Origin of the sequence: Pseudomonas sp. SWI36, assembly GCF_002948105.1 — a bacterium.
GTDB classification, from domain to species: domain Bacteria; phylum Pseudomonadota; class Gammaproteobacteria; order Pseudomonadales; family Pseudomonadaceae; genus Aquipseudomonas; species Aquipseudomonas alloputida.
Map to the genome: position 1 here is coordinate 444,875 of NZ_CP026675.1, position 22,774 is coordinate 467,648.

The following is a 22,774-nucleotide window of genomic DNA, read 5'->3' on the forward strand; positions in this document are numbered from 1 at the left end:
TGTCTCCCTGTTCAACCCGCCAAGCCTCGACACTTGTCCGGTGCAAGTCAAGAAAAGCCAAAGAAGCGATTGATACAGTCTGCAACAAGGGCTGCGCCCTGCGCATCGTTCAGGTGCAGGTGATGGCCGCCGGGCAGCGTCACCTGTTCAAAGGGTAGCTGCTCCAGCAACCCGGTGTGGCGCGCCAGCATGCCGTCGGCGGCCACCACCAACAGCGCCGGGCAACTCACCCGCCGCACATAGGCCATGGCCTGGGCCTCGCTCAGGCGCACCGGCGAGGGCAGGGTCAGCCGGCTGTCGCTGCGCCAGCTGTAGCCACCGGGCACTGGAATCAGACCACGCTGGGCCAGCAGCTCGGCCGCTTCACGGCTGACCGCGACCATGCCTTTCATCCGGGCTTGCCCCCCTGCTTCCAATGTCGCATACACCGACTTGCGTTTGCCATCCAGCCGCAACTGGGCTTGCAGCGCCATCCCCAAACGCTCGCCTGCATCCTGCTCGGCGCCGGTCGGCGGGATGACGCCGTCGATGAGCGCCAGGTGACTGACCCGATCGGGCAATGCACCGGCCAGTTGCACCGAAATGATCGCGCCCAGCGAATGCCCCAACAGGGCGAAACGCGGCCAACCCAGTTGCTCGGCCACGCGCAGCACGTCATGGGCATAGTCGGCCAGGGCATACCCGGCGCCGAGCGGGCGGTGCTCCGAATAGCCATGGCCAGCCAGGTCCAGGGCGACGAGGCGTAGACCTTTCAGCTGCGGTGCCAGGCGGGCAAAGCTGTTGGCGTTGTCCAGCCAGCCATGCAGGGCAATCACCGGCAGCCCGTCTTCGGGGCCGAACAGGTGTGCAGCCAGTTCGATATGGCCAAGGCTCAGACGAATTTCCTCAACGTGTGCGCTCATGCCTGGCTCCAGCGGTCGAACAGGCCCTTGATCAGGCTGGCAGTGTCGGCCGGGCGCTCCAGCGGGAACATGTGCCCACCCGGTACACTGTGGTATTCACCTTTGGGCATACTGCGCACAGCCAAGGTGTGGTGGCGACGAATGACGTTGCTGCGGTTGCCGCGCACCATGGCCAGCGGCACCTGCAACTGGCGCGCGGGGGCGGGGCTGGTATGCGGGATGCTGCGGTAGATGCTGATTTCAGTAGCAGGGTCGAAGCGCAACTGTAGCCCTTGCCCCACCACCTGCAGGCCATGTTCCACATAAGCGTCGAGGCAATCGGGATCGAAATGGCGGAACAGTGATTTGCCAGCGAAATAGTCCCGGGCGCTGTCGCGGTCATTGAACGTTTCGCGACGCCCCAGGGTGCGCCCGGCCGGTGTGATGCGGTCGATGAAACCAAAGCGCTTGGCTGTGCGCAGCAGCCATTGATCAGCGCGGGTGAGCACCGGAGAGTCGAGCATCACCAGCCCCCGGTAGTACTCGGGGCAGCGCAATGCCGCGTGCAGGTGCAACACGCCACCCAGCGAATGGCCAACGCCCCAGACCGGCTGGTCCTGCTGCGCCAGGTGATGCAACAATTCATCGACCAGGCTTTGCCAGTTTTCGTCCACGGGAAAGCGCGGGTCATGCGCATGCTGGGCCAGGTGCTGCACCTGATAGTCCGGCGCCAGCGCGGCAAACAGCTTGCCGTAGGTGGCCGATGGGAAACCGTTGGCATGGGCGAAGAAGATCTGCTGCGACATGGCGCCTGGTCCGGACCGGAATGATGGCCCATTGTCGGCATCGCGGGGCAGTTCGGCAATGTCCATAAAGGTCATCGGCGAGGGGGATCAGGTCATGCCGAGCGGTCGAAACTGCTCAGCGACCGACGCAGGCAGGCCTGCATGTAGGCCACTTGGCTCTCCAGCGCCTCGCGGGCCAGACGCTGGTCCTGGTAGTCCAGTTGCAGGCGGCGCAAGGCCAGACAACTGGTTTGCAGCAAGTGCGAGACCCGCAGGCAGGCATCCTGCAGCGTACGCAGGTCCTGCTCGCATTGTTGCCTCGCAGCAGGGTCCAGCCCGGGGTTGTCGGTCACCTTGCGCATCAGGTGGTAAAGCTTGGCATCGGCCGATTCACGCAGCAGGCTGTATTGGGCGAAATCCAGCGAAGTACCTTGGTCAACCTGTTCCAGGGTGGGTTGCAGGTCCAGGGAGCGCAACAGTTCCAGCATTTCACCCCTCATTCGCCGTTCCCTGATATTTGCCATGTGGCAACGCTAGCAAGCGGTGGTGAAGCGCGACAACTGACAAAAATGCCAGTTGCCTTATCGATCTTTACCCATGCCAGCATGCAGACGCGAGCGAAACAGTGGCCTGCACAAGCCATGGGAAGTTCAAGCGGGTGAGTGGATGGCCTGCAGCGTCATCAACCCGGCCAGCGGCCACTCCCCTTCCAGCTCCGCCAGGCTGGCAGTGCTCATGGCTGCCGGCTGTTGCCTGTGGCCGTGCTCCAGCGCACCGACCAAGGTACCTACCAGCGGCTGGTGGCTGACCAGCAGCACATGCTCAAGTCCCAGGCGCTCGATTTCGCCGATGACCTGCTGCACATCACCCTCGGGCGTCAGCCAGGGCACGGTGCGCACCGGTTCGGCGAAGCCCAGGGTGTCATGCACCAGCGCGGCGGTCTGCTGGGCGCGTACGTAAGGGCTGGCAACAATCGCCTGCAATGGCTGCCCGATCAGGTAAGCCGCACTGTGCAGCACCTGCTCGCGACCATGGGCAGTCAACCGGCGCTCGGCATCCGTCTTGGCCCGCGGCTCAGCTTCACCGTGGCGCAGCACCCACAGCTTCACAGCTTGGGTTCCTCGTCACGCACCGGATGCGCGGCCGGTGCCACGGCGTGCGCTGCTTCACCTTCCGGCGCACGCGGGGCCGGCCAGTCTGCGAACGGCCACGGCTTCTGGTCGCTGTGGAAACTGCCGAAGCGGCCGATCTGTGCCAGGTACTGGCTCAGGCTGTCGCCGAAGTTCATCAGGCTGGCGCTGGGCGCGCCATACACCAGTCGGTAGATCAGCTGTACCAGCACCAGGCCACCCAACAGCAACTCGGCCAGTTGCCAGACCACCAGGAACACCAGCATCCACAGCACCCGCAGGATGATCGACTCGCGCTGGGCGCGTTCGGGCGTATCGTTCATGTGTTGCTCCTTGCTCGTGTCAGAGCCGCCAAGGGCTCAGTTGAAACCGCTGATGGAAATGAAATCGACATCGGTCTTGGGCTCGGCGCGCATCAGGTGCTCGATCACCTGGTTCAGCGTGCGCCCTTCGAACAGGATGGCATGCAGGCCAGCCACCAGCGGCATGTACACCTGCACTTGCTGGGCCTTGGTCTTGAGCACCTTGAGCGTGTTGACCCCCTCGGCCACTTCGCCCAGGCGGTTGACCGCCTCTTCCAGGCTTTGGCCCTGCCCCAGTGCGTAGCCAACCTGATAGTTGCGGCTCTTGGGCGAGGAGCAGGTGACGATCAGGTCACCGACACCGGCCAGGCCGAGGAACGTCATGGGGTTGGCGCCCTGGCTGACGGCGAAACGGGTCATCTCGGCCAAGGCCCGGGTAATCAGCATGCTCTTGGTGTTCTCGCCCATCCCCAAGGCCACAGCCATGCCGGCGATGATCGCGTAGACGTTCTTCAGTGCACCGCCCAGTTCGACGCCGAAACGGTCGGCACTGGCGTAGACGCGGAAGGTGCGCCCGTGCAGCACGGCCTGTACCTGCTGGCACAGGTCTTCGTGCTCACTGGCCACCACTGTGGCAGTCAGCGCATGTTCGGCGATTTCGCGCGCCAGGTTGGGCCCCGACAAAACGCCGATGCGCGCCTCGGGGGCGATCTCTTCGAGGATCTGGCTCATCAGCTTGAAGCTTTGCGCTTCGATGCCCTTGGTCAGGCTGACCAGGCCCTTGCCGCGCAGCAGCTCGGCATGCGGTGCCAGCACGCTGCGCAAGGCACTCGATGGCAAGGCAACGAAGATCAGCTCGCTGGCCTGCAGGGTGGCCAGCAAGTCGTTGACCGGCTCAACCCCATCGTGCAGGCGGATACCCTTGAGGTAGCGCGGATTCTCGCGATTCACACGCATGGCCTCGGCCTGCGCCGGGTCGCGCATCCATTGGCGCACCGGCACACCGTTTTCCGCCAGCAGGTTCGCCACGGCGGTGCCGAAGCTGCCGCCGCCCAGAACCGCAACAGGTTGCTGTTCAGTCATATCCAATCCATTAAAGCCAAAAGTTAAGTGGCGACCCCGCCATTATACGGCTCGCCTGCTACAGAACCAGTGTCTGGGCGTTTGCGGTATTTGCCATGGCATTTTCGGAGCCGTCGAGATCGAGCGCCGCCACGCGGTACTTTTCAAGACGTACGCCCGACACCCACTGGCAAAACCCCCACGGTCAGTTACCATGCCTGTTTCAATCCTGAAACAAAGGCCGCTCCGTGTTCCCTGGCACGCCCCCGTACCCGCGCCTGCTGTTATTGACCGCCCTGCTCGGCGGTCAGGCCGTGGCCGACGACCTGTTCATCGACAACACCGACCTGCCACAGGTTCTGACCGCCACACGCCTGAAACAATCCCCCGCCGCTGTCCCGGGCAGCATGACCGTACTCGACAGCGAACTGATTCGCGCCAGCGGTGCCCGTGACATCCCCGAACTGCTGCGCCTGGTACCGGGCATGATGATCGGCTACGGTGCCGGTAATCAACCCACGGTCAACTACCACGGCAGCAACGTCAACGACGCACGGCGCATGCAGGTATTGATCGATGGCCGCTCGGTATACCGCGCAGGCCTGGCCACGGTGGACTGGAGCGACATCCCCTTGGCCATGGAGGATATCGAGCGCATCGAGGTATTCCGCGGCCCGAATACCGTCAGCTATGGCGCCAACGCGCTGATGGCGGTGGTCAACATCCTCACCCGCAAACCCGCCGACAGCCATGGTACGCGGCTGAAAGTGACACGCGGCCAGGACGGTATCAACGACTTCTATGCCAGCCACGGCTTGGGTTGGGACGGTGGCGACATGCGCCTGTCGCTGTCGGGCCAACAGGACGACGGCTTCGATGAGAACCAGTTCGGCCAGGACTACCGCGACAGCCGCCGCCTGACCCGCTTCAACCTCAGCGCCAACCACAACCTGGCGGTCGACCAGACCCTGGAGTGGCAACTGGCGGCCAAGGAAGGCAGCAATCAGCGGCCCTACACCTACCAGCCGGTGTTCCAGCAGTACGAGTCCGGGAACAATGCCGACGTCAACGCCAAGGACTATGCGGGCTCGTTGCGCTGGACCAAGGACTTCAGCGCTGAACACAGCCTTTATATCCAGGGCTCAGCCCAGCATTTTGATCGCCAGCAAGTGTGGCGCGCCTGTGATGCCTTGCAGTCGTTCAGCCCCGAACTGACCCAGCTCTGGCAGATGAACCCCGACTTCGCCGAAAAAGTGGCGCGCGGCATTGCGACTGGCGCCCCCCTTTCCACTGACGACCCTGCCCTGAAAGGGCTTCTGCAGAAAGTGCAGCAACAATGGGATGAGGGTGGAAAGCAGCAGGTCTGCGGCGATGTCGATCAGAGCACCCGTGAAACCCGCTACGACCTGGAAATCCAGGACACCCTGAGCCTGACCGACAGCCTGCGTCTGCTCAGTGGCATGAACTACCGCTATGATCGCGCCGACTCGCAGACCTACTTCAACGGCAGCATCGACGACCAGACATGGCGCCTGTTCGGCCAGCTGGAATGGCGGGCCGACGAGCACTGGATACTGCAAGGTGGGGCCATGTTCGAAGACTCGCGCCTGTCTGGCAGTTCGCTGACCCCGCGCGTGGCGGTCAACTACCTGATCACCCCGCGCCACGGCCTGCGTGCGGTGTACTCCGAAGCGGTGCGCTCGCCCGACATGTTCGAGAACAACGTCAACTGGAGTTACACGGTCAAGAACCTCACCCCCAATTCATTCGGCCTGCAAAACGGTGAGTACTTCGTCAAGACCCGTGGCCCTGGCGACCTTGAACAGGAGCGCATGCGCTCGCGCGAGCTAGGCTACAACGGCTACTTCAGCGACCTCGACCTGAGCCTGGATGTGAAGCTGTTCTACGACGAGATCACCGGCATGATCAGCGAGCCTCTGAGGAACAACCAGTACATCGCCAGCAACGCCAACAAGGCCCGTTTCAGCGGCAGCGAGGCGCAAATGGACTGGCGCCCCACCCTGCGCGACCGCCTGCGCCTGACCTATGCCTACGTCGATGCCTGGGCCAGCAACCCCGACGACCGTCGCCTCAGCGCCCGTAACAGCGGCTCGGCCGGGTGGATGCGCGAATGGGGTGCCGGCTGGTCGAGCGCGCTGTTCTACTACGGCGACGATGCCCTCAACCAGTACCGCTACGAGCGTCTGGACCTGCGCCTGGCCAAGCGTTTTCGGGTGTATGGCAGCAACCTGGAGCTGGCGGCGCTGTGGCAGCAGCGCCTGGACGATGAACCCACCTCGGCCCTGCAGAACCGTTATGACAGCCGTCACCGCCTGAGCGTGAGCGCGGAGCTGGAGTTCTGATGGCCCTGCTGCTGCGCCTGTTGCTGCTTTGCCTGTGGCCGTTGGGGCCTTTGTCCGCCAGCGAAGTCCTGCTGGTGGGGGCTGAGGACCAGCCCGGTGTCCGCAGCTTCATCGCCGCCCTGGAAAGCCGCCGGCCACACGATCATGTGCAGTTTCAAACCACCGCCAACCTGCCGCGCCCGGGCAAGCTCAAAGCCGACCAACGCCTGATCCTGCTCGACAACGCAGCACTGGAATGGCGCCTGGGGGAAACCGCCGGCCCGCCGGCGCTGGTCATGCGGGTCAGCCGGGTACAGGCTGAACAGCGCCTGGGAAAGTCGCGCCCCGCGTTCCTCACACTGCTGTGGAGCGACGCACCGCTGGGACGGCAACTGCGCCTGGCACGTTACCTGTTGCCGCAGGCCAGGCGCATTGGCGTGCTGTACGGCGAGCACAGCAGCTTTCTGCTGGACGAACTGCGCCATGCTGCACGGCCGCTAGGCCTGGAGATCGTGGCCCAGGACTGGTCCGACCCGCGTGACAACAGGCCCCTGCAGCACCTGCTGGGCAACAGCGATGTGCTCCTGGGCCTGGACGACCCTGACTTGTACAACTCCAAGACTGCAAAGAACCTGCTGTTGAGCAGTTATGGCCGGCAGATGGCACTGATCGGCCCGAACGCCGGCTTCGTTCGCGCCGGCGCCCTGGCCAGTACCTACAGCGACCAGGACGACTGGCTGTGGGTGCTCGACCAGTTGCTCGACCAGCCGCCGACGCGCTGGCCGCGAAGCCTGTACCCGGTGCGTTACGGCGTCAGTGGCAACCAGCAGGTGGCCCGTGCCCTGGGTCTTGAACCAATCGATCAGAACGCCGCCGTCAAGGCCCTGGCCGAGGGAGAACCCACCCAATGAGCAAACGCTTGAGCTGGGACATTCATACCCGCACGCAGATCATCAGTCTCGGCCCCGCGCTGCTACTGACCTTGCTCTTGATCAGCTTCTTTACCTTCGTACGCATCCAGGACCTGCGCCAGGAACTCAACCACACCGGGCAACTGATCGCCAACCAGTTGGCACCGGCGTCGGAATATGGGGTGATTTCGGGCAACAACGAAGTGCTTGAAGGGCTGATGCGTGCCACCCTCAGCATCCCGCACGTGCGCTTTCTGGAAGTGCAGGACAGCCGCAACCACATCCTGGTGTACGTCGAGCAGTCCGATGAAAGTGCCAACCGCGCGCAACAGGTCGAGGTGTTCCAGGCGCCCATTCGCCTGCAGCAAATCCGCCTGGACAACGACTTCCTGCAACAGGGCAAAGCCACCACCCCGGCCATCGGTGACGACTACCTGGGCCGCGTGATCGTCGGCATGTCCGATGACGCCTTCAGTCAGCGCCAGCAGGAAATCGTGATCAAGGCCGGGATCCTGGCGTTGTTCGCCCTGCTGTTCACCTTCTTGCTGGCACGCCGCCTGGCCCTGAGCCTGGCCAAGCCGATCAGCGACATGGGCCACGCGGTCAAGGCGATTCAGCAAGGCGAGTACAACACCCCCTTGCCGGTCGTCGACGACAGCGAGCTGGGCCACTTGGCCCGCCACATCAATAACCTGGCCAGCGCCCTGGAGCAGGCCAGCGATGAACAGAAGCAGGCCATCGCCGAACTGATCCAGGCCCGCGAGGAGGCCGAACAGGCCAACCGTGCCAAATCGGATTTCCTGGCGATGATGAGCCATGAGTTGCGCACCCCGATGAATGGCGTGCTGGGCATGCTGCAACTGCTGGAAACCACACCGCTAAGCAGTGAACAGGCCGATTACACGGCAGTGGCCAGCGAGTCCACCGGGCATTTGCTCAAGGTCATCAACGACATCCTCGATTTTTCGCGCATCGAACGCGCCGCGCTGCAGCTGGAGCACATCGACTTCAACCTGGGCGAGCTGATCACCAACAGTGTCCAGTCGTTCCAGCACAGCGCCCAGCAACGCGGCCTGGGACTGCACCTGCAACTGCCGGCCGGCATCGAGCAGCTGCAGGTGAACGGCGACCCCACGCGCATCCGCCAGATCCTGCTGAACCTGATAGGCAACGCCCTGAAGTTCACCGAACGCGGCCAGGTGCAAGTCGACGCACGCTGGCAGGTGCTCGACCGGCAGTTGATCTGGCTGACCTGCAGCGTGCGCGACACCGGCATCGGCATCGACAGCGACCGCCTGGAAATGATGTTCGTCGCCTTCCAGCAGGCCGACAGCTCGATTTCCCGTCGTTATGGCGGCACCGGGCTGGGGCTGTCGATCGCTCGTACCCTGGCCGAGCGCATGGGCGGCAAGCTACGCGGTGAAAGCCGTGAGGGCCTGGGTTCGACCTTCACCCTGGAGATGCCGTTGGCCCTTGCCAACCCTGCCCCCGTCCCGTTGACGCCGCCAACGACTGTACGAACGACGGTGCCGGACAATGATCAGGTACTGCTGGTGGAGGACAATCCGGTCAACCGGAGCGTCGTGGAAGCCATGCTGCGCAGCCTGGGGCTGGCAGTATGCACGGCAGAAGATGGCCTTGAAGCCGTCGAGCGGGTCGGCCGGCAGCGCTTTGCTGCCGTGCTGATGGATTGCCGCCTACCTCACCTGGACGGCTATGAAGCCACCCGACGCATCCGCCAGTTGCCCAACGGCGCCGGGCTACCGATCATCGCCCTGACCGCCAACGCGTTGCAGGGCGACCGTGAACGTTGCATGGCCGCCGGTATGGACGATTACCTGAGCAAACCCTTGCGCCGCACCGAATTGCAGCAGGTGCTGCAGCGCTGGTTACCCGGTCAGACAACCGCGACTGGCGATAAATGCTAAAGTGCGGCAGTCTTAAACACTGGACAGGACCTTCATCGGACCTGAAAATAGACGTTTCAGTGCACACCTGTACTTCTTTCACCAGGTGCGCTGTGACTTTCACCACAACGCAATAGTCTACCTGTAGGCTGCCGTCTCGAAGCGCTTGGTTTTCGGGCCGGCCGGGAAGATTCATCCCCTGCCGCAGGGGGTTATTGAGGAGCTCGCATGACCAAACAACACGCCTTTACTCGGGAAGACCTGCTGCGCTGCAGTCGCGGTGAGCTGTTCGGCCCAGGTAATGCGCAACTGCCCGCGCCGAACATGCTGATGGTCGATCGCATCACCCATATCAGCGAAGAAGGCGGCAAGTACGGCAAAGGTGAATTGGTCGCCGAGCTGGATATCAACCCGGACCTGTGGTTCTTCGCCTGCCATTTCGAAGGCGATCCGGTAATGCCGGGCTGCCTGGGCCTCGACGCCATGTGGCAGCTGGTTGGCTTCTTCCTCGGCTGGCAGGGCCTGCCGGGCCGTGGCCGCGCCCTGGGTTCGGGCGAGGTGAAATTCTTTGGCCAGGTACTGCCTGAAGCCAAGAAAGTCACGTACAACATTCACATCAAGCGCGTCCTGAAGGGCAAGCTGAACATGGCCATCGCCGATGGCTCGGTCAGCGTCGACGGCCGCGAGATCTACACTGCCGAAGGCCTGCGGGTCGGCGTGTTCACCTCCACTGACAATTTCTAAGGGTTATTCGCATGCGCCGCGTCGTTATCACTGGTCTGGGCATCGTATCGTGCCTGGGCAATGACAAAGCTACCGTCACCGAAAACCTGCGCAACAGCCGTCCGGGTATCCGTTTCAACCCGGAATACAAGGAAATGGGGCTGCGTAGCCAGGTTTCCGGGTCCATCGACCTCAACCTCGAAGAACTGATCGACCGCAAGGTTTACCGCTTCGTCGGCCATGCGGCTGCCTACGCCTACCTGGCCATGCAGGACGCGATCAAGGACGCTGGCCTGACCGAAGAGCAGGTTTCCAACCCGCGTACCGGCCTGGTGGCGGGTTCCGGCGGCGCCTCGACCCTGAACCAGATGGAAGCGCTGGACACCCTGCGTGAGAAAGGCGTCAAGCGCGTCGGCCCATACCGCGTTACCCGCACCATGGGCAGCACCGTTTCGGCATGCCTGGCCACCCCGTTCAAGATCAAGGGCATCAACTACTCGATCTCGTCGGCCTGCGCCACCTCGGCTCACTGCATCGGTACCGCACTGGAGCAGATCCAGTGGGGCAAGCAGGACATCGTCTTCGCCGGTGGCGGTGAAGAAGAGCACTGGAGCCAGTCGTTCCTGTTCGATGCCATGGGCGCCCTGTCGACCAAGCGCAACGAAACCCCGGAACTGGCCTCGCGCGCCTACGACGCTGACCGTGATGGTTTCGTCATCGCTGGCGGTGGCGGCATGGTCGTGGTCGAGGAACTGGAACACGCCCTGGCCCGCGGCGCCAAGATCTACGCCGAAATCGTTGGCTACGGTGCGACTTCCGACGGCTACGACATGGTTGCACCGAGCGGCGAAGGCGCCATCCGCTGCATGCAGCAGGCGCTCTCCACTGTCGACACCCCGATCGACTACCTGAACACCCACGGTACCTCGACTCCGGTCGGTGACGTGGCCGAGATCAAGGGCGTGCGTGCCGTGTTCGGCGACAAGGCTCCGAAGATCAGCTCTACCAAGAGCCTGTCGGGTCACTCGCTGGGCGCTGCCGGCGTGCACGAGGCGATCTACTGCCTGCTGATGATGGAAAACAACTTCATCGCCGGCTCTGCCAACATCGACGAGCTGGACGCGGAAGTCGCCGACTTGCCAATCCTGCGTAAAACCGAAGAAAACGCCAAGATCGACACGGTCATGAGCAACAGCTTCGGCTTCGGCGGCACCAACGCCACCCTGGTGCTCAAGCGCTGGGAAGGCAAGTAAGACGCTGCTGCTGTAAATGAAAACGCCCCGACTGGTTCGGGGCGTTTTTGTTTGGTTGCCTGTGCTGGCCTCTTCGCGGGTAAACCCACCACACAAGCCTTCAGCGCTGTGCCCACCCTGTAGGAGCGGGTTTACCCGCGAAGAGGCCCGCACAGGTCACTGCTGTACCTTGGGCAACACCGCCAGAAAATTCTCCCGGGCCACCTTGTGCGCCACCGACTCCGGCAAGGCATCCAGAAACGGCTTGAACCCGTGCATCTGCTCCCCCAGGCTGCCAAACCGCCCCACCACATCCGACCCCAGCATGAACCGCTCCGGGTACTTCTCGACCAGCGCCAGCCATTCCTTGCGCGGCGCGCCCTGCTCATCCAGCAAATACGGCTGCAGCACACTCCACGACAAATCGACATACAGGTTCGGGTAGTCCTCCAGCAATCGCGTCAGCACCGGCAGTAGAAAGTCCATCTGCGTCTGGTGGCGATGTATCTCCATGCTGCTGCCCGCATGCGCCCAGATGAATCGCGTATGCGGGTGATTGCGCAGCGGCTCTTCGATCTCCGCCAGGTACAGTGGGTTGCGCTCGCGCTTGGAGGTGATGTTGGAATGCAGCAGAACGGGCAGGTCGCGCTCGGCCGCCAGGTGGTAGATACGCGTCATGGCCTCATTATTGGCACGTGGCGTGTCGCCACTGGTCAGCGCTGTCAGGTCATCATGTCGGGTGAACACCTCGCCGATGCCCTGCCAAAGGCCCGGGTACAAATCGAGCATGCGCTCGATATGGCTGACCGCATTCTTGTCCACCGGGTTGAAACCGCTGAGGAACGGGTGGAAGCGCTTGCGCTGCTCACTTGGCAATTGCTGCAACGCCGCCGCCACGTAAGTATCGGTGGCGCTGTACCAATAGGCATCAGCGTCATCACCGGCGTAGTAGCGCGGGCGCTTGGGTTCGTCTTCGTGCCATTTCTTGGCCACCGGTATGCCTGAAATCATCGACTGCTCAACCCCTGCGGCATCCATGGCCTTGATCAGCGCCGGCATGCCTTCACTTTCCTGGAAGAAGTCCACGTAGTGCAGGTGGGCATCACTGTAGCGGTACTCGCGCGCCTGGGCCGCCTGGCACAGCCAGCCGAACAACAGCACACAAGCCAGCGCTCTGGCGGTCATGGTCATCCTCCTCATGCAAGTACGAACCCAGTAGACCAGGCGGCCGCCAAGACGGTTCAGCCACGGCGGGCAAACCGCTATGCTTGAGGCACTTCCACCGTGCCTGGAGCCTTCCCCATGAGCAGCCCACTGGTCATACACCCCCGAGCCGAGACGGTCGAGGGCCAGCCGATCCTGCGCCCGCTGCCGTCAGCCCAGTGCCGCAGCGTCGGCCCGTTCGTGTTCTTCGACCACATGCTCGAAACAGACTATGCCCCGGGGCATGGCATGGACATCCGCCAGCATCCGCATATCGGCTTGTCGACGCTGACCTACCTGTTCGAAGGCGCAATCCTGCACAAGGACAGCCTCGGCTCGGCGCAGCGGGTGCTGCCCGGTGATGTCAGCTGGATGACTGCGGGCAGCGGCGTCGCCCATGTCGAGCGCACCCCGGAAGATGCCCTGGCCCATGGCTCGCGCCAGCATGGGCTGCAGGTATGGCTGGCATCGCCACGCGAGTTTGAGCAAGGCCCGGCAAGCTACAGCCATCACCCCGCCGCGAGCTTGCCCGTCAGTGACAGCCTGGGTGTGCGTATCTGCATGATTGCTGGCAGCGGGTTCTGCCTGGTGTCGCCGGTGCCGGTGCTGTCCCCTACCCTTTATGCGCATGTACGGATGCAACCGGCAACCACCTTGCTGGTACCGAATGAGCATGTGCAGCGGGCGCTGTACCTGCTCGATGGTGAGCTGACGATGAACGATGAAGACGTGGAACCGTGCAGCCTGGTGGTACTGCCCGAGGGGGAAGAGGTGACGTTGTATGCGGAGGGTGAATGCCAATTGGTACTGATTGGCGGCGCACCGCTGGATGGGCCGCGTCGGATGAACTGGAATTTCGTGGCCAGCGACCCGGAGCTGATCGAGCGGGCTCGGGCCAGGTGGGCTGCGGGGGATTGGCCGGTGGTGCCGGGGGAACATTCGAGGATCGAGTTACCTCGGTGATCGGGGGTGGACACAGGTCGACGGTTGGGCGCAGCCCGTCGTGTAGGAGCGGGTTTACCCGCGAAGAGGCCGGACCTGCCGGCCAATTTCCACCCGCCGTTCACCGTTGACGCCGCCACCGTATTCGCGGGTAAACCCGCTCCTACACCCAGATCGAGGGTGAACGCACATTGGTGATTGGGCGCAGGCCGTCGCGTAGGAGCGGGTTCACCCGCGAAGGGCTGCAAAGCAGCCCCCTGCAATCTCAACGCTGGAACACTTCACTCAGCAGATTATGCATCGAACGGAACGCTCGCTCGGAAGTGCGTCGGTCATACTGCATCTTGCCCGGCATATTGGCATTCGGGTCGGTAAACGAGTGCACCGCGCCGCCATAACTGAGCAACTGCCAGTCCACCTTGGCTGCGTTCATCTCGTCTTCGAATGCCGGCAGCTGCTCTTTAGGCACCAATGGATCAGAGGCACCATGCAACACCAGCACCGAGCCCTTGATGCGCTTGGCATCTTCAGGATTCGGCGTGTCCAGGGTGCCGTGGAACGATACGGCCGCACGCAGGTCAGCGCCGCTACGGGCCAGTTCCAAGGCACAGCAGCCACCGAAGCAGAAGCCGAAGGTGGCCACCTTGCCAGGCTCCAGCAACGCCTTCGACTGCCCCAGCAATTGCGCCAAGGCCTCCTGCATGCGCTTGCGCAGTTCGCCACGGTCATTCTTCAGCGGCATCATCGCCACGCCTGCCTCATCGGCATTGGACGGGCGCACCGATTGCCCGTACAGGTCGGCGATCAGCACCACATAGCCCTTCTCGGCCACTTCCTTGGCAATGCGCTCAGCACCTTCACCAATGCCCATCCAGTTCGGCGCCATCACCAGCCCTGGGCGGCCCAGCGCACCCGGCTCATAGACCAAACGGCTTTCGTAGGTCTTGCCAGACAGGTGATAAACCAGCGATTCGACGATTACTTTGCTCATCAAGCACTCCTTTGGCACTCGTCATAAAAAAGCCCGCCGAAGCGGGCTTTGCTGTGCATCAACTCAAGCAGACAGCTCGACCAGTAGCTTGTTCAGGCGACGAACGTAAGCCGCCGGGTCCTTCAGGCTGTCACCAGCCGCCAGGGCCGCCTGATCGAACAGGATGTGCGACAGCTCGGCGAAACGGTCTTCGCTCTGCTCGTGATCCAGCTTCTCGATCAGCGGGTGGCTCGGGTTGAACTCGAAGATCGGCTTGGACTCCGGCACTTTCTGCCCGCTGGCTTCCAGGATCTGGCGCATCTGCAGGCCCAGGTCCTGCTCGCCAATGGCCAGGATCGCCGGCGAGTCGGTCAGGCGGTGCGAGACGCGCACTTCGGCCACGCTGTCACCCAGCGCACCTTTCAGTCGCTCGACCAGACCTTCCTTGTCCTTGGCGACTTCTTCCTGAGCTTTCTTGTCTTCTTCCGAATCCAGCTTGCCCAGGTCCAGGTCGCCACGGGCAATATCGACAAAGGCCTTGCCGTCGAATTCGTTGAGGTAGCTCATCAGCCACTCGTCGATGCGATCAGTGAGCAGCAGCACTTCGATGCCTTTCTTGCGGAAGACTTCCAGGTGCGGGCTGTTCTTGACCTGCGCGTACGACTCGCCGGTGAGGTAATAGATCTTGTCCTGACCTTCCTTGGCGCGGGCCAGGTAGTCGGCCAGGGCGACGCTCTGCTCGCCGCTGTCGTCCTGGGTGGACGCAAAGCGCAGCAGACCGGCGATTTTCTCCTTGTTGGCGAAGTCTTCGGCCGGGCCTTCTTTCAGCACCTGACCGAAGTTTTTCCAGAAGCCCTTGTATTTCTCGGGTTCGTTCTTCGCCAGCTTCTCCAGCATGTCCAGCACGCGCTTGGTCAGCGCGGTCTTCATCGAATCGATGATCGGGTCTTTCTGCAGGATTTCACGCGACACGTTCAGCGACAGGTCATTGGAATCGACCACACCCTTGATGAAGCGCAGGTACAGCGGCAGGAACGACTCGGCCTGGTCCATGATGAACACACGCTGCACGTACAGCTTCAGGCCACGCGGCGCTTCGCGCTGGTACAGGTCGAACGGCGCACGGGCCGGCACGTACAGCAGCGAGTTGTATTCGAGCTTGCCTTCGACCTTGTTGTGGCTCCAGGCCAGCGGGTTTTCGAAGTCATGGCCGATGTGCTTGTAGAACTCCTGGTACTCCTCGTCCTTCACCTCGGTGCGCGAACGGGTCCACAGGGCGCTGGCGCGGTTGACGGTTTCCCACTCTTCGGCCGGCTGCTCTTCACCTTCGGCGGCGGCCTGCTCTTTCGGCAGTTGAATCGGCAGGGCGATGTGGTCGGAGTACTTCTTGACCACGTTGCGCAGGCGCCAGCCATCGGCGAACTCCTGCTCGTCCTTCTTCAGGTGCAGGACGATACGGGTACCGCGCTGTGGTTTGTCGATGGTGGCGACTTCGAACTCGCCCTCGCCTTTCGACGACCAGTGCACACCTTCGGCCGCTGGCTGGCCCGCACGGCGGCTGTACACGTCGACCTTGTCGGCAACGATGAACGCGGAGTAGAAGCCCACGCCGAACTGACCGATCAGGTGCGAGTCCTTCTTCTGGTCACCGGTGAGGTTTTTCATGAAGTCGGCAGTGCCGGACTTGGCGATGGTGCCCAGGTGGGCAATGACGTCTTCGCGGCTCATGCCGATGCCGTTGTCCTCGAGGGTCACGGTACCGGCGTCCTTGTCGAAGCTCAGGCGAATCTTCAGGTCAGCATCGCCCTCGAACAGCTCTGGCTTGGCCAGGGCTTCGAAACGCAGCTTGTCGGCGGCGTCGGAAGCGTTGGAAATCAGCTCCCGCAGGAAGATTTCCTTGTTCGAGTACAGCGAGTGAATCATGAGGTGCAGCAGTTGCTTCACCTCGGTCTGGAAGCCCAGCGTTTCCTTTTGTGTTTCCACAGTCATGGTCTTCGAAACTCCGATCTGATGGCGTTGGCGCCTGGCGGCCGGTTCGGCCAGCGTTAACGGCGGATGTCATGCAGATGGGGGCTGCCCGGATGATTTCAAGGGCTTTTCCGGTTCGATCTTGAAATGCGCACGGGCCGTAGCAATCGGCGACTGCCTGTCGCCCTGCCAGGCGGTGATGGCCACGTTGGTCACCCGCCGGCCCTGGCGCCACAGCTGGCACTGGGCGTAGGTATCGCGAAAATGGCCGGCGCGCAGGTAGTCGATGGAAAAGTCGATGATCTTCGGAATGCTTGCGCTCTCGCTGTAGATCAGCAGGTACAGCGCTGCCGACAGCTCCATGAAGCCGGCGATCACGCCGCCATGAATAGCCGGTAGCAGTGGGTTGCCGATATTGTCCGGGCTGGCCGGCAGGCGGAACAACACGTCATCGCCCTGACGCTCGCATTCGATGCCGATCAGCCCGGCATAGGGAACCAGTGCCAGCAACGGTCGATAGTCGCCCACCGCATGGGCGGCGTTGAGCTGTTGGCGTACCGCGTGCGGAATCATGCCTTGCCCTCCTTCAGACTGTCGCCGAAACGGATGCCGCCCTTGATGTCCTGGCCCAGGCGCATGAACGTGCCCACCACCTGGCAGATGGGCTGGTCGGGGTCGTCCTGGTAGGCGGTGCCACGGGTGAAGATCACGTCGCGGGTAACACGGTAGCACTGGGCGTGGCCGTAGATGTCCTTGCCGGCCTCAGCCGGGTGCATGTAGTCGATGCGCAGGTCCAACGTCGGGCACACTTCGAAGCGCGGCAGCACACACAATGTGGCCATGCCACAGGTGGTGTCCATCAGCGTGGTCAGCGCACCGCCGTGCACGGCACCGGTTTGCGGGTTGCCGACAATCGCCGGCGACCACGGCAGGACCAGGGTCATGCCATCGCCATCAGCCTGCGCCACGCGCATCTGCAACAACTGACAATGTTTTAACGCCGAGAGAAAGCGCTCGGCCATTGCCATCAAGGTTGAATCGCTCATCGGCTGTTCCCATCGGCCGCAGGGCAGCGGCATAAATTCGTTAAAAAGTCCATGTAGAACGGGACGTTATATATCTGTAATCTTCGTTGAACTTATTCCGCGTAGTTGTACTCGAAGGAACAAGTCACTTATTCCACCAAGGAGAAACACCCCCATGCGTAAACCTTTTGCTTTTGCTCTGATGCTGGCCGCTGCCATGGGCCTGGCTGCTTGCGATAAAGCGAGCGAAGACAAAGCCCAGGACGCACAGCAACACGCCGAGCAAGCCCAGGAAAAAATGGGTGAAGCTCAGGATAAGATGAACGAAGCCGCCGAGGAAAACGCCGAAGCTGCCAAAGATCAGGCCGAAGCCGAGCAGAAGGCTGCCGAAGAAGCCGCTCCGGCTACTCCGGCTCCTACTACACCGGCAGAACCTGCCAAGCAGTAATTGGCTAAAACAAAAAAACCCGACGATGTCGGGTTTTTTTGTGCCTGCGAACTTTCGATTAATCGTTTCAGTTGGAACCAACCGAGCTTTCCTTGGCCGGCTCCGACAGTACACTTTCGGTCGGTGTGAACACCATCACATCGAGTACATCCGAATGGAACTCTCGACGGTACAGAATCAGCACTACTCCCACACTCATCGCCATGAACAACCATGGGCTGATAAACCAGCTCAACATGGCCATGCCGAAGTAATACGAACGCAGCCCCAGGTTGAACTGGTTAGCCGCCAACGACAATACCCGCGCCGCGCGGGAGGCGAATGCCTTGCGCTCCAGCTCATTGACCAGCCGTTCGCCGATCATCGGCGCCGAGCCCACCAGCACGGCGGCAAAGTTGTATTGGCGCATGCACCAACTGAACGTGAAGAAGGCATAGACAAATACCATGGCCAGGCACAGCAGCTTGATCTCCGACATGCCCTGGGATGTTTGCTGAACCAGCGGCAGGTCGGCCAGCAACGACAGTGCCCGGTCGGAGGCACCGAGCACGGTGAGGATGCCAGCCAGAATGATCAGGGTGCTGGAGGCGAAGAACGAAGCGTTGCGCTCCAGGTTACCGATCACGCTGGCATCGGCGATGCGGTTGTCGCGCAGCAGCATGCGGCGCATCCAGTCTTCGCGGTACAAGTGCAGCACGCTGGCCAGGCACGCGGTGTCGCGCCCCTTCCAGATCGCATAGCGGGTATAGCCACCCCAGCACAGGGCGAACCAGGCGATGGCCAGCAGGTTGTTGAGGTTGCTTTGGATGAAGTTCATGCAGGGTTACCGAAAGGGCCATGTGCCTAAAGGATAGGGACCGGATTTCGACGCTGGCAAGCGGCAAAAGGCACACCTGCACACTGAAAAATGCATTACCTGTTGCGAAGAGGCCGAAACCGGCAAACAGCAAAAAGCCCCGCATCCTTTCGGATACGGGGCTCTCTTGTTTTCACCCTTGGCGGGCACCCTTCGGCTTGTGGCCGGTGCCGCCCTCAGGCTTCAACTTGTTCAGTCAGGCCAGCGCCTCGCGCGGCTTGCCGAGCATGCGGTCGCAGGCCACGGCACCCACCAGGGTCACCACCGAAGGTACCAGCCAGGCCATGCCGGCATCACTCAATGGCAGGTGCGCCATGAAGTCTGGCAACACGTGGGCAAGGCTGCTGCCCTTGATCGCATCGACCATGCCGAACAGCAGCGAGACCAGCATCACGGGCGCCAGGATGCGCGTTGGCGAGTTCCACAGGTCTTTCACGAAGCTCAGGCCAACCACCACGATGCACGGCGGATAGATGGCGGTGAGCACCGGGATCGAGAACATGATCAGCTTGGTCAGGCCAAGGTTGGAAATCAGCAGCGAGAAGCCGGCAAGGATCACCACCAGCGCGCGGTACGACAGCGGCAGGATCTGGCTGAAGTACTCGGCGCAGGCACAGGTCAGGCCAACCGCGGTCACCAGGCAGGCCAACGCGATCAGCACGGCGAGGAAGCCGCTGCCCAGGGAGCCGAAGGTGTGCTGTACGTAGGCATGCAGCACCGCCGCACCGTTGGTGGCGTCAGCCGCGATGTCGTGGCTGGTGGCACCCAGGCGGAACAGGCTGATGTAGACCAGGGCCAGCCCGACACCGGCGATCAGGCCGGCGATGATGGCGTAGCGGGTAATCAGCCTCGGCGACTCGACACCGCGCGAGCGAATGGCATTGACAATGACGATACCGAACACCAGGGCACCCAGGGTATCCATGGTCAGGTAGCCATCGGAGAAGCCCTTGGAGAACGCAGCGGCGGCATAGGCAGGCTGTGCGTCACCAATGCTACCGGCGGGCAGCGCGAAGGCAGCGATGCCCAGTACTGCCAGGGCAATGATCTTCAACGGTGCCAGGAAGCGGCCCACGGTGTCGAGCAACTTGCCAGGGTACATGGACACGGCCAGCACGACGATGAAGTACACCAGGCTGTAGATGAACAGCGCCAGCGGGCTTTCACCGGTCAGCGGTGCAACGCCCACTTCGAACGACACGGTGGCCGTACGCGGGGTGGCGAACAATGGGCCGACCGACAGGTAGCACACGGCTGCCAGCAGGCCGCCGAAGAACTTGCCGATCGGGCTGCTCAGTGCATCCATGCCGCCACCGACCTTGGCCAGAGCGACCACCGTGATGACCGGCAGGCCCACGGCAGTGACCAGGAAGCCCAAGGCCGCCATCCATACGTGCGGGCCAGACTGCAGGCCGACGATAGGCGGGAAGATGATATTGCCTGCACCCACGAAAAGCGCAAACGTCATAAAGCCAAGCGCCAGGATATCCTGGCCTTTGAGAACTTTCATTTAAGGTAGTACCACACTGCTGAAATCGGGATTCGAGAGGGGATTTCCCTTTGGGTAAGGGGAAATGCTGCCCGGCTTGATAGGCCAGACCCGTTTAGCGTGTCGTTCCCTTTTGGGGTACGGGCACAGAGTGAACGCGTAATGTAACTGGTTTGTCAGTCAAACGCACTGGCACAGTGCTGCTTGTCCGATGTGCGTACATGTTTGTCGTCTGTGTGACCGAGGACGGCAGGTATTATCCTCGGATTGAAACATTCGTCTGCGTGAAAATTCCTATCAAACCTATCGAAGAATCTCTATTGCCAGCACCGGCCTCTTCGCGGGTAAACACGCTCCTGCGAACCCCACATACGACAAAGGCCACCCGAAGGTGGCCTCTGTGCGCGTGGGGGGTGTAGCAGTATTACTTCTTGGCTTCCCAGCCAGTCAGCTCGGCCAGGGCCTTGCCGATGTCAGCCAGGGAACGCACGGTTTTCACACCCGCGTCCTGCAGGGCGGCGAACTTCTCGTCCGCAGTGCCCTTGCCGCCGGAGATGATGGCGCCAGCGTGGCCCATGCGCTTGCCCGCAGGTGCAGTAACACCGGCGATGTAGGAAACGACAGGCTTGGTGACGTGGGCCTTGATGTAGGCCGCAGCTTCTTCTTCAGCCGAACCGCCGATCTCACCGATCATGACGATCGCTTCGGTCTTCGGGTCTTCCTGGAACAGCTTCAGGATGTCGATGAAGTTGGAGCCCGGGATCGGGTCACCGCCGATGCCGACGCAGGTCGACTGGCCGAAGCCGGCGTCGGTGGTCTGCTTCACAGCTTCGTAGGTCAGGGTGCCGGAACGCGAAACGATACCGACCTTGCCTGGCAAGTGGATGTGGCCTGGCATGATGCCGATCTTGCACTCGCCCGGGGTGATGACACCTGGGCAGTTAGGGCCGATCAGGGTCACGCCCAGCTCGTCGCACTTGACCTTGGCATCCAGCATGTCCAGGGTAGGAATGCCTTCGGTGATGCAGACGATCAGCTTGATGCCGCCAAAGGCAGCTTCCAGGATCGAGTCTTTGCAGAACGGAGCCGGTACGTAGATGACCGAAGCGTCAGCGCCGGTCGCTTCCACGGCTTCCTTGACGGTGTTGAACACCGGCAGGCCCAGGTGGGTGGTGCCACCCTTGCCTGGGGTTACGCCGCCGACCATCTTGGTGCCGTAGGCAATGGCCTGTTCGGAGTGGAAAGTACCCTGCGAGCCGGTGAAGCCCTGGCAGATGACTTTGGTATCTTTATTGATCAGGACGCTCATTACTTGCCCTCCGCAGCTTTGACAACTTGTTGAGCAGCGTCGGTCAGGCTGGTTGCCGCAATGATGTTCAAACCGCTTTCTGCCAGTACTTTAGCGCCCAGTTCGGCGTTGTTGCCTTCGAGGCGAACGACGACCGGAACTTTAACGCCGACTTCTTTCACTGCACCGATGATGCCTTCGGCAATCATGTCGCAGCGAACGATGCCGCCGAAGATGTTGACCAGAACGGCCGCGACATTGCTGTCGGACAGAATGATCTTGAACGCTTCGGTAACGCGCTCTTTGGTAGCACCACCGCCAACGTCGAGGAAGTTGGCCGGCTTGCCGCCGTGCAGGTTGACGATGTCCATGGTACCCATGGCCAGGCCGGCACCGTTGACCATGCAGCCGATGTTGCCTTCAAGGGCAACGTAGTTCAGTTCGAACTTGGCAGCGTGGGCTTCACGGGCGTCGTCCTGCGACGGGTCGTGGAAGGTTTTCAGCTTCGGCTGACGGTACATGGCGTTGGCGTCGATGTTGATCTTGGCATCGAGGCAGTGCAGGTCGCCATCGGCCTTGATCACCAGCGGGTTCACTTCCAGCAGCGCCAGGTCATGATCCTTGAACAGCTTGGCCAGACCAACGAAGATCTTGGCGAACTGTTGAACTTGCTTGCCTTCCAGGCCCAGCTGGAAAGCCAGCTCGCGACCCTGGAACGGCTGAGCGCCGACCAGTGGGTCGATGGTGGCCTTGAGGATTTTCTCAGGCGTTTCGTGAGCGACTTTCTCGATGTCCACGCCACCTTCGGTGGAAGCCATGAACACGATACGGCGGCTCGAACGATCGACTACAGCGCCCAGGTACAGCTCTTTGGCGATGTCAGTGCAGGATTCGACCAGAATCTTGGAGACGGGTTGACCGTTGGCATCGGTCTGGTAGGTAACCAGATTCTTGCCCAACCACTGTGCAGCGAACGCCTTGGCGTCTTCCTTGCTGCGAACCAGCTTTACGCCGCCCGCTTTACCGCGACCACCCGCGTGAACCTGGGCTTTTACAACCCACTCGTTCCCGCCGATCTTGTCGCAGGCTTCTGCAGCTTGCTCAGGGGTGTCGACTGCGAAACCCTTGGAAACTGGCAGGCCGTACTCAGCGAACAGCTGCTTACCCTGATACTCGTGAAGATTCATGCTTTTTACCGTCTTCGTTAGGTACTGCGCTTCGGCGCTGCGCCATCAGTGGCGCCGCACCACCTGTGACCGTTGACCCCGGGTTTCCCGTGTGATCCGGTCCGGCGGACTTTCCGCGGTGAG

General features: G+C 62.0%; 22 protein-coding genes. 7 read left to right on the forward strand and 15 right to left on the reverse strand.

Annotation, left to right across the window (positions count from 1 at the left end):
- Positions 1 to 47 precede the first annotated feature (47 nt).
- The 6 genes from C4Q27_RS02315 to C4Q27_RS02340 all read right to left on the reverse strand — a co-directional run bounded on the left by C4Q27_RS02315 (position 48) and on the right by C4Q27_RS02340 (position 4,181).
- Positions 48 to 902 carry an alpha/beta hydrolase gene (locus C4Q27_RS02315; RefSeq protein WP_104886401.1) on the reverse strand — a complete coding sequence of 285 codons (855 nt, stop codon included), beginning with the start codon at positions 900 to 902 and terminating at the stop codon, positions 48 to 50.
- Entirely contained in the window at positions 899 to 1,687 is a 789-nt protein-coding gene (locus C4Q27_RS02320; protein ID WP_029615572.1) for an alpha/beta fold hydrolase, read from the reverse strand. Before C4Q27_RS02320 ends, C4Q27_RS02315 begins: the two co-directional genes overlap by 4 nt.
- A gap of 92 nt (positions 1,688 to 1,779) precedes the next feature.
- Positions 1,780 to 2,154 (reverse strand): hypothetical protein, encoded by a 375-nt coding sequence (locus tag C4Q27_RS02325; protein WP_064493146.1) that lies wholly within the window; start codon positions 2,152 to 2,154, stop codon positions 1,780 to 1,782.
- 162 nt (positions 2,155 to 2,316) lie between these two features.
- On the reverse strand, positions 2,317 to 2,775 hold the full coding sequence (gene sixA / locus C4Q27_RS02330; protein WP_019437943.1) for a phosphohistidine phosphatase SixA: 459 nt from the start codon (positions 2,773 to 2,775) through the stop codon (positions 2,317 to 2,319).
- The gene (locus tag C4Q27_RS02335) at positions 2,772 to 3,119 is read right to left on the reverse strand and encodes a DUF4389 domain-containing protein (RefSeq protein ID WP_003251499.1); all 348 of its coding nucleotides are present in this window, start codon (positions 3,117 to 3,119) and stop codon (positions 2,772 to 2,774) included. Before C4Q27_RS02335 ends, sixA begins: the two co-directional genes overlap by 4 nt.
- A 36-nt stretch (positions 3,120 to 3,155) precedes the next feature.
- Positions 3,156 to 4,181, reverse strand: a complete 1,026-nt coding sequence (locus C4Q27_RS02340; RefSeq protein WP_010954935.1) for an NAD(P)H-dependent glycerol-3-phosphate dehydrogenase — start codon at positions 4,179 to 4,181, stop codon at positions 3,156 to 3,158.
- Between the two features lie 227 nt (positions 4,182 to 4,408).
- On the opposite strand from C4Q27_RS02340, the gene C4Q27_RS02345 reads away from it, so the two are divergent.
- The 5 genes from C4Q27_RS02345 to fabB all read left to right on the forward strand — a co-directional run bounded on the left by C4Q27_RS02345 (position 4,409) and on the right by fabB (position 11,296).
- Positions 4,409 to 6,523, forward strand: a complete 2,115-nt coding sequence (locus tag C4Q27_RS02345; RefSeq protein WP_064493145.1) for a TonB-dependent siderophore receptor — start codon at positions 4,409 to 4,411, stop codon at positions 6,521 to 6,523.
- Entirely contained in the window at positions 6,523 to 7,413 is an 891-nt protein-coding gene (locus tag C4Q27_RS02350) for an ABC transporter substrate-binding protein (protein ID WP_020191659.1), read from the forward strand. The genes C4Q27_RS02345 and C4Q27_RS02350 overlap by 1 nt, the downstream gene beginning before the upstream one ends.
- Complete coding sequence (locus C4Q27_RS02355) at positions 7,410 to 9,341, forward strand: ATP-binding protein (RefSeq protein ID WP_104886402.1); 1,932 nt, start codon at positions 7,410 to 7,412, stop codon at positions 9,339 to 9,341. Before C4Q27_RS02350 ends, C4Q27_RS02355 begins: the two co-directional genes overlap by 4 nt.
- 207 nt (positions 9,342 to 9,548) lie before the next feature.
- Complete coding sequence (gene fabA, locus C4Q27_RS02360; RefSeq protein ID WP_003251509.1) at positions 9,549 to 10,064, forward strand: 3-hydroxyacyl-[acyl-carrier-protein] dehydratase FabA; 516 nt, start codon at positions 9,549 to 9,551, stop codon at positions 10,062 to 10,064.
- A gap of 11 nt (positions 10,065 to 10,075) precedes the next feature.
- Positions 10,076 to 11,296 (forward strand): beta-ketoacyl-ACP synthase I, encoded by a 1,221-nt coding sequence (fabB, locus tag C4Q27_RS02365; RefSeq protein WP_010954940.1) that lies wholly within the window; start codon positions 10,076 to 10,078, stop codon positions 11,294 to 11,296.
- Positions 11,297 to 11,452: 156 nt separating this feature from the next.
- On the opposite strand, the gene C4Q27_RS02370 is transcribed toward fabB, so the two are convergent.
- Positions 11,453 to 12,460, reverse strand: coding sequence for an amidohydrolase family protein (locus C4Q27_RS02370; RefSeq protein WP_020415625.1), 1,008 nt, complete (start codon positions 12,458 to 12,460; stop codon positions 11,453 to 11,455).
- A 117-nt stretch (positions 12,461 to 12,577) separates the two neighbouring features.
- Here C4Q27_RS02370 and C4Q27_RS02375 point away from each other — a divergent pair, with 117 nt between their 5' ends.
- Entirely contained in the window at positions 12,578 to 13,441 is an 864-nt protein-coding gene (locus C4Q27_RS02375) for a pirin family protein (RefSeq protein WP_104886403.1), read from the forward strand.
- A gap of 244 nt (positions 13,442 to 13,685) precedes the next feature.
- Here the strand turns inward: C4Q27_RS02375 and C4Q27_RS02380 are convergent, their stop codons facing one another.
- The 4 genes from C4Q27_RS02380 to C4Q27_RS02395 form a co-directional block, all read right to left on the reverse strand.
- Entirely contained in the window at positions 13,686 to 14,411 is a 726-nt protein-coding gene (locus C4Q27_RS02380) for a dienelactone hydrolase family protein (protein ID WP_010954943.1), read from the reverse strand.
- 63 nt (positions 14,412 to 14,474) lie between these two features.
- Positions 14,475 to 16,379, reverse strand: a complete 1,905-nt coding sequence (gene htpG, locus C4Q27_RS02385) for a molecular chaperone HtpG (RefSeq protein WP_014590273.1) — start codon at positions 16,377 to 16,379, stop codon at positions 14,475 to 14,477.
- Between the two features lie 69 nt (positions 16,380 to 16,448).
- Positions 16,449 to 16,931 carry a PaaI family thioesterase gene (locus C4Q27_RS02390; protein WP_104886404.1) on the reverse strand — a complete coding sequence of 161 codons (483 nt, stop codon included), beginning with the start codon at positions 16,929 to 16,931 and terminating at the stop codon, positions 16,449 to 16,451.
- The gene (locus C4Q27_RS02395) at positions 16,928 to 17,404 is read right to left on the reverse strand and encodes a PaaI family thioesterase (protein WP_010954945.1); all 477 of its coding nucleotides are present in this window, start codon (positions 17,402 to 17,404) and stop codon (positions 16,928 to 16,930) included. Before C4Q27_RS02395 ends, C4Q27_RS02390 begins: the two co-directional genes overlap by 4 nt.
- Positions 17,405 to 17,558: 154 nt before the next feature.
- Here C4Q27_RS02395 and C4Q27_RS02400 point away from each other — a divergent pair, with 154 nt between their 5' ends.
- Complete coding sequence (locus tag C4Q27_RS02400; RefSeq protein WP_019437947.1) at positions 17,559 to 17,831, forward strand: hypothetical protein; 273 nt, start codon at positions 17,559 to 17,561, stop codon at positions 17,829 to 17,831.
- A 67-nt stretch (positions 17,832 to 17,898) separates the two neighbouring features.
- On the opposite strand, the gene C4Q27_RS02405 is transcribed toward C4Q27_RS02400, so the two are convergent.
- The 4 genes from C4Q27_RS02405 to sucC all read right to left on the reverse strand — a co-directional run bounded on the left by C4Q27_RS02405 (position 17,899) and on the right by sucC (position 22,651).
- Positions 17,899 to 18,648, reverse strand: a complete 750-nt coding sequence (locus C4Q27_RS02405) for a DUF599 domain-containing protein (RefSeq protein ID WP_064493141.1) — start codon at positions 18,646 to 18,648, stop codon at positions 17,899 to 17,901.
- A gap of 235 nt (positions 18,649 to 18,883) precedes the next feature.
- Positions 18,884 to 20,197: a branched-chain amino acid transport system II carrier protein gene (gene brnQ / locus C4Q27_RS02410; RefSeq protein WP_010954948.1), complete on the reverse strand. Its 1,314-nt coding sequence runs from the start codon at positions 20,195 to 20,197 to the stop codon at positions 18,884 to 18,886.
- A 403-nt stretch (positions 20,198 to 20,600) separates the two neighbouring features.
- On the reverse strand, positions 20,601 to 21,485 hold the full coding sequence (gene sucD / locus C4Q27_RS02415) for a succinate--CoA ligase subunit alpha (protein ID WP_003254203.1): 885 nt from the start codon (positions 21,483 to 21,485) through the stop codon (positions 20,601 to 20,603).
- Positions 21,485 to 22,651, reverse strand: coding sequence for an ADP-forming succinate--CoA ligase subunit beta (gene sucC / locus C4Q27_RS02420; protein WP_003254205.1), 1,167 nt, complete (start codon positions 22,649 to 22,651; stop codon positions 21,485 to 21,487). Before sucC ends, sucD begins: the two co-directional genes overlap by 1 nt.
- Positions 22,652 to 22,774 lie beyond the last annotated feature (123 nt).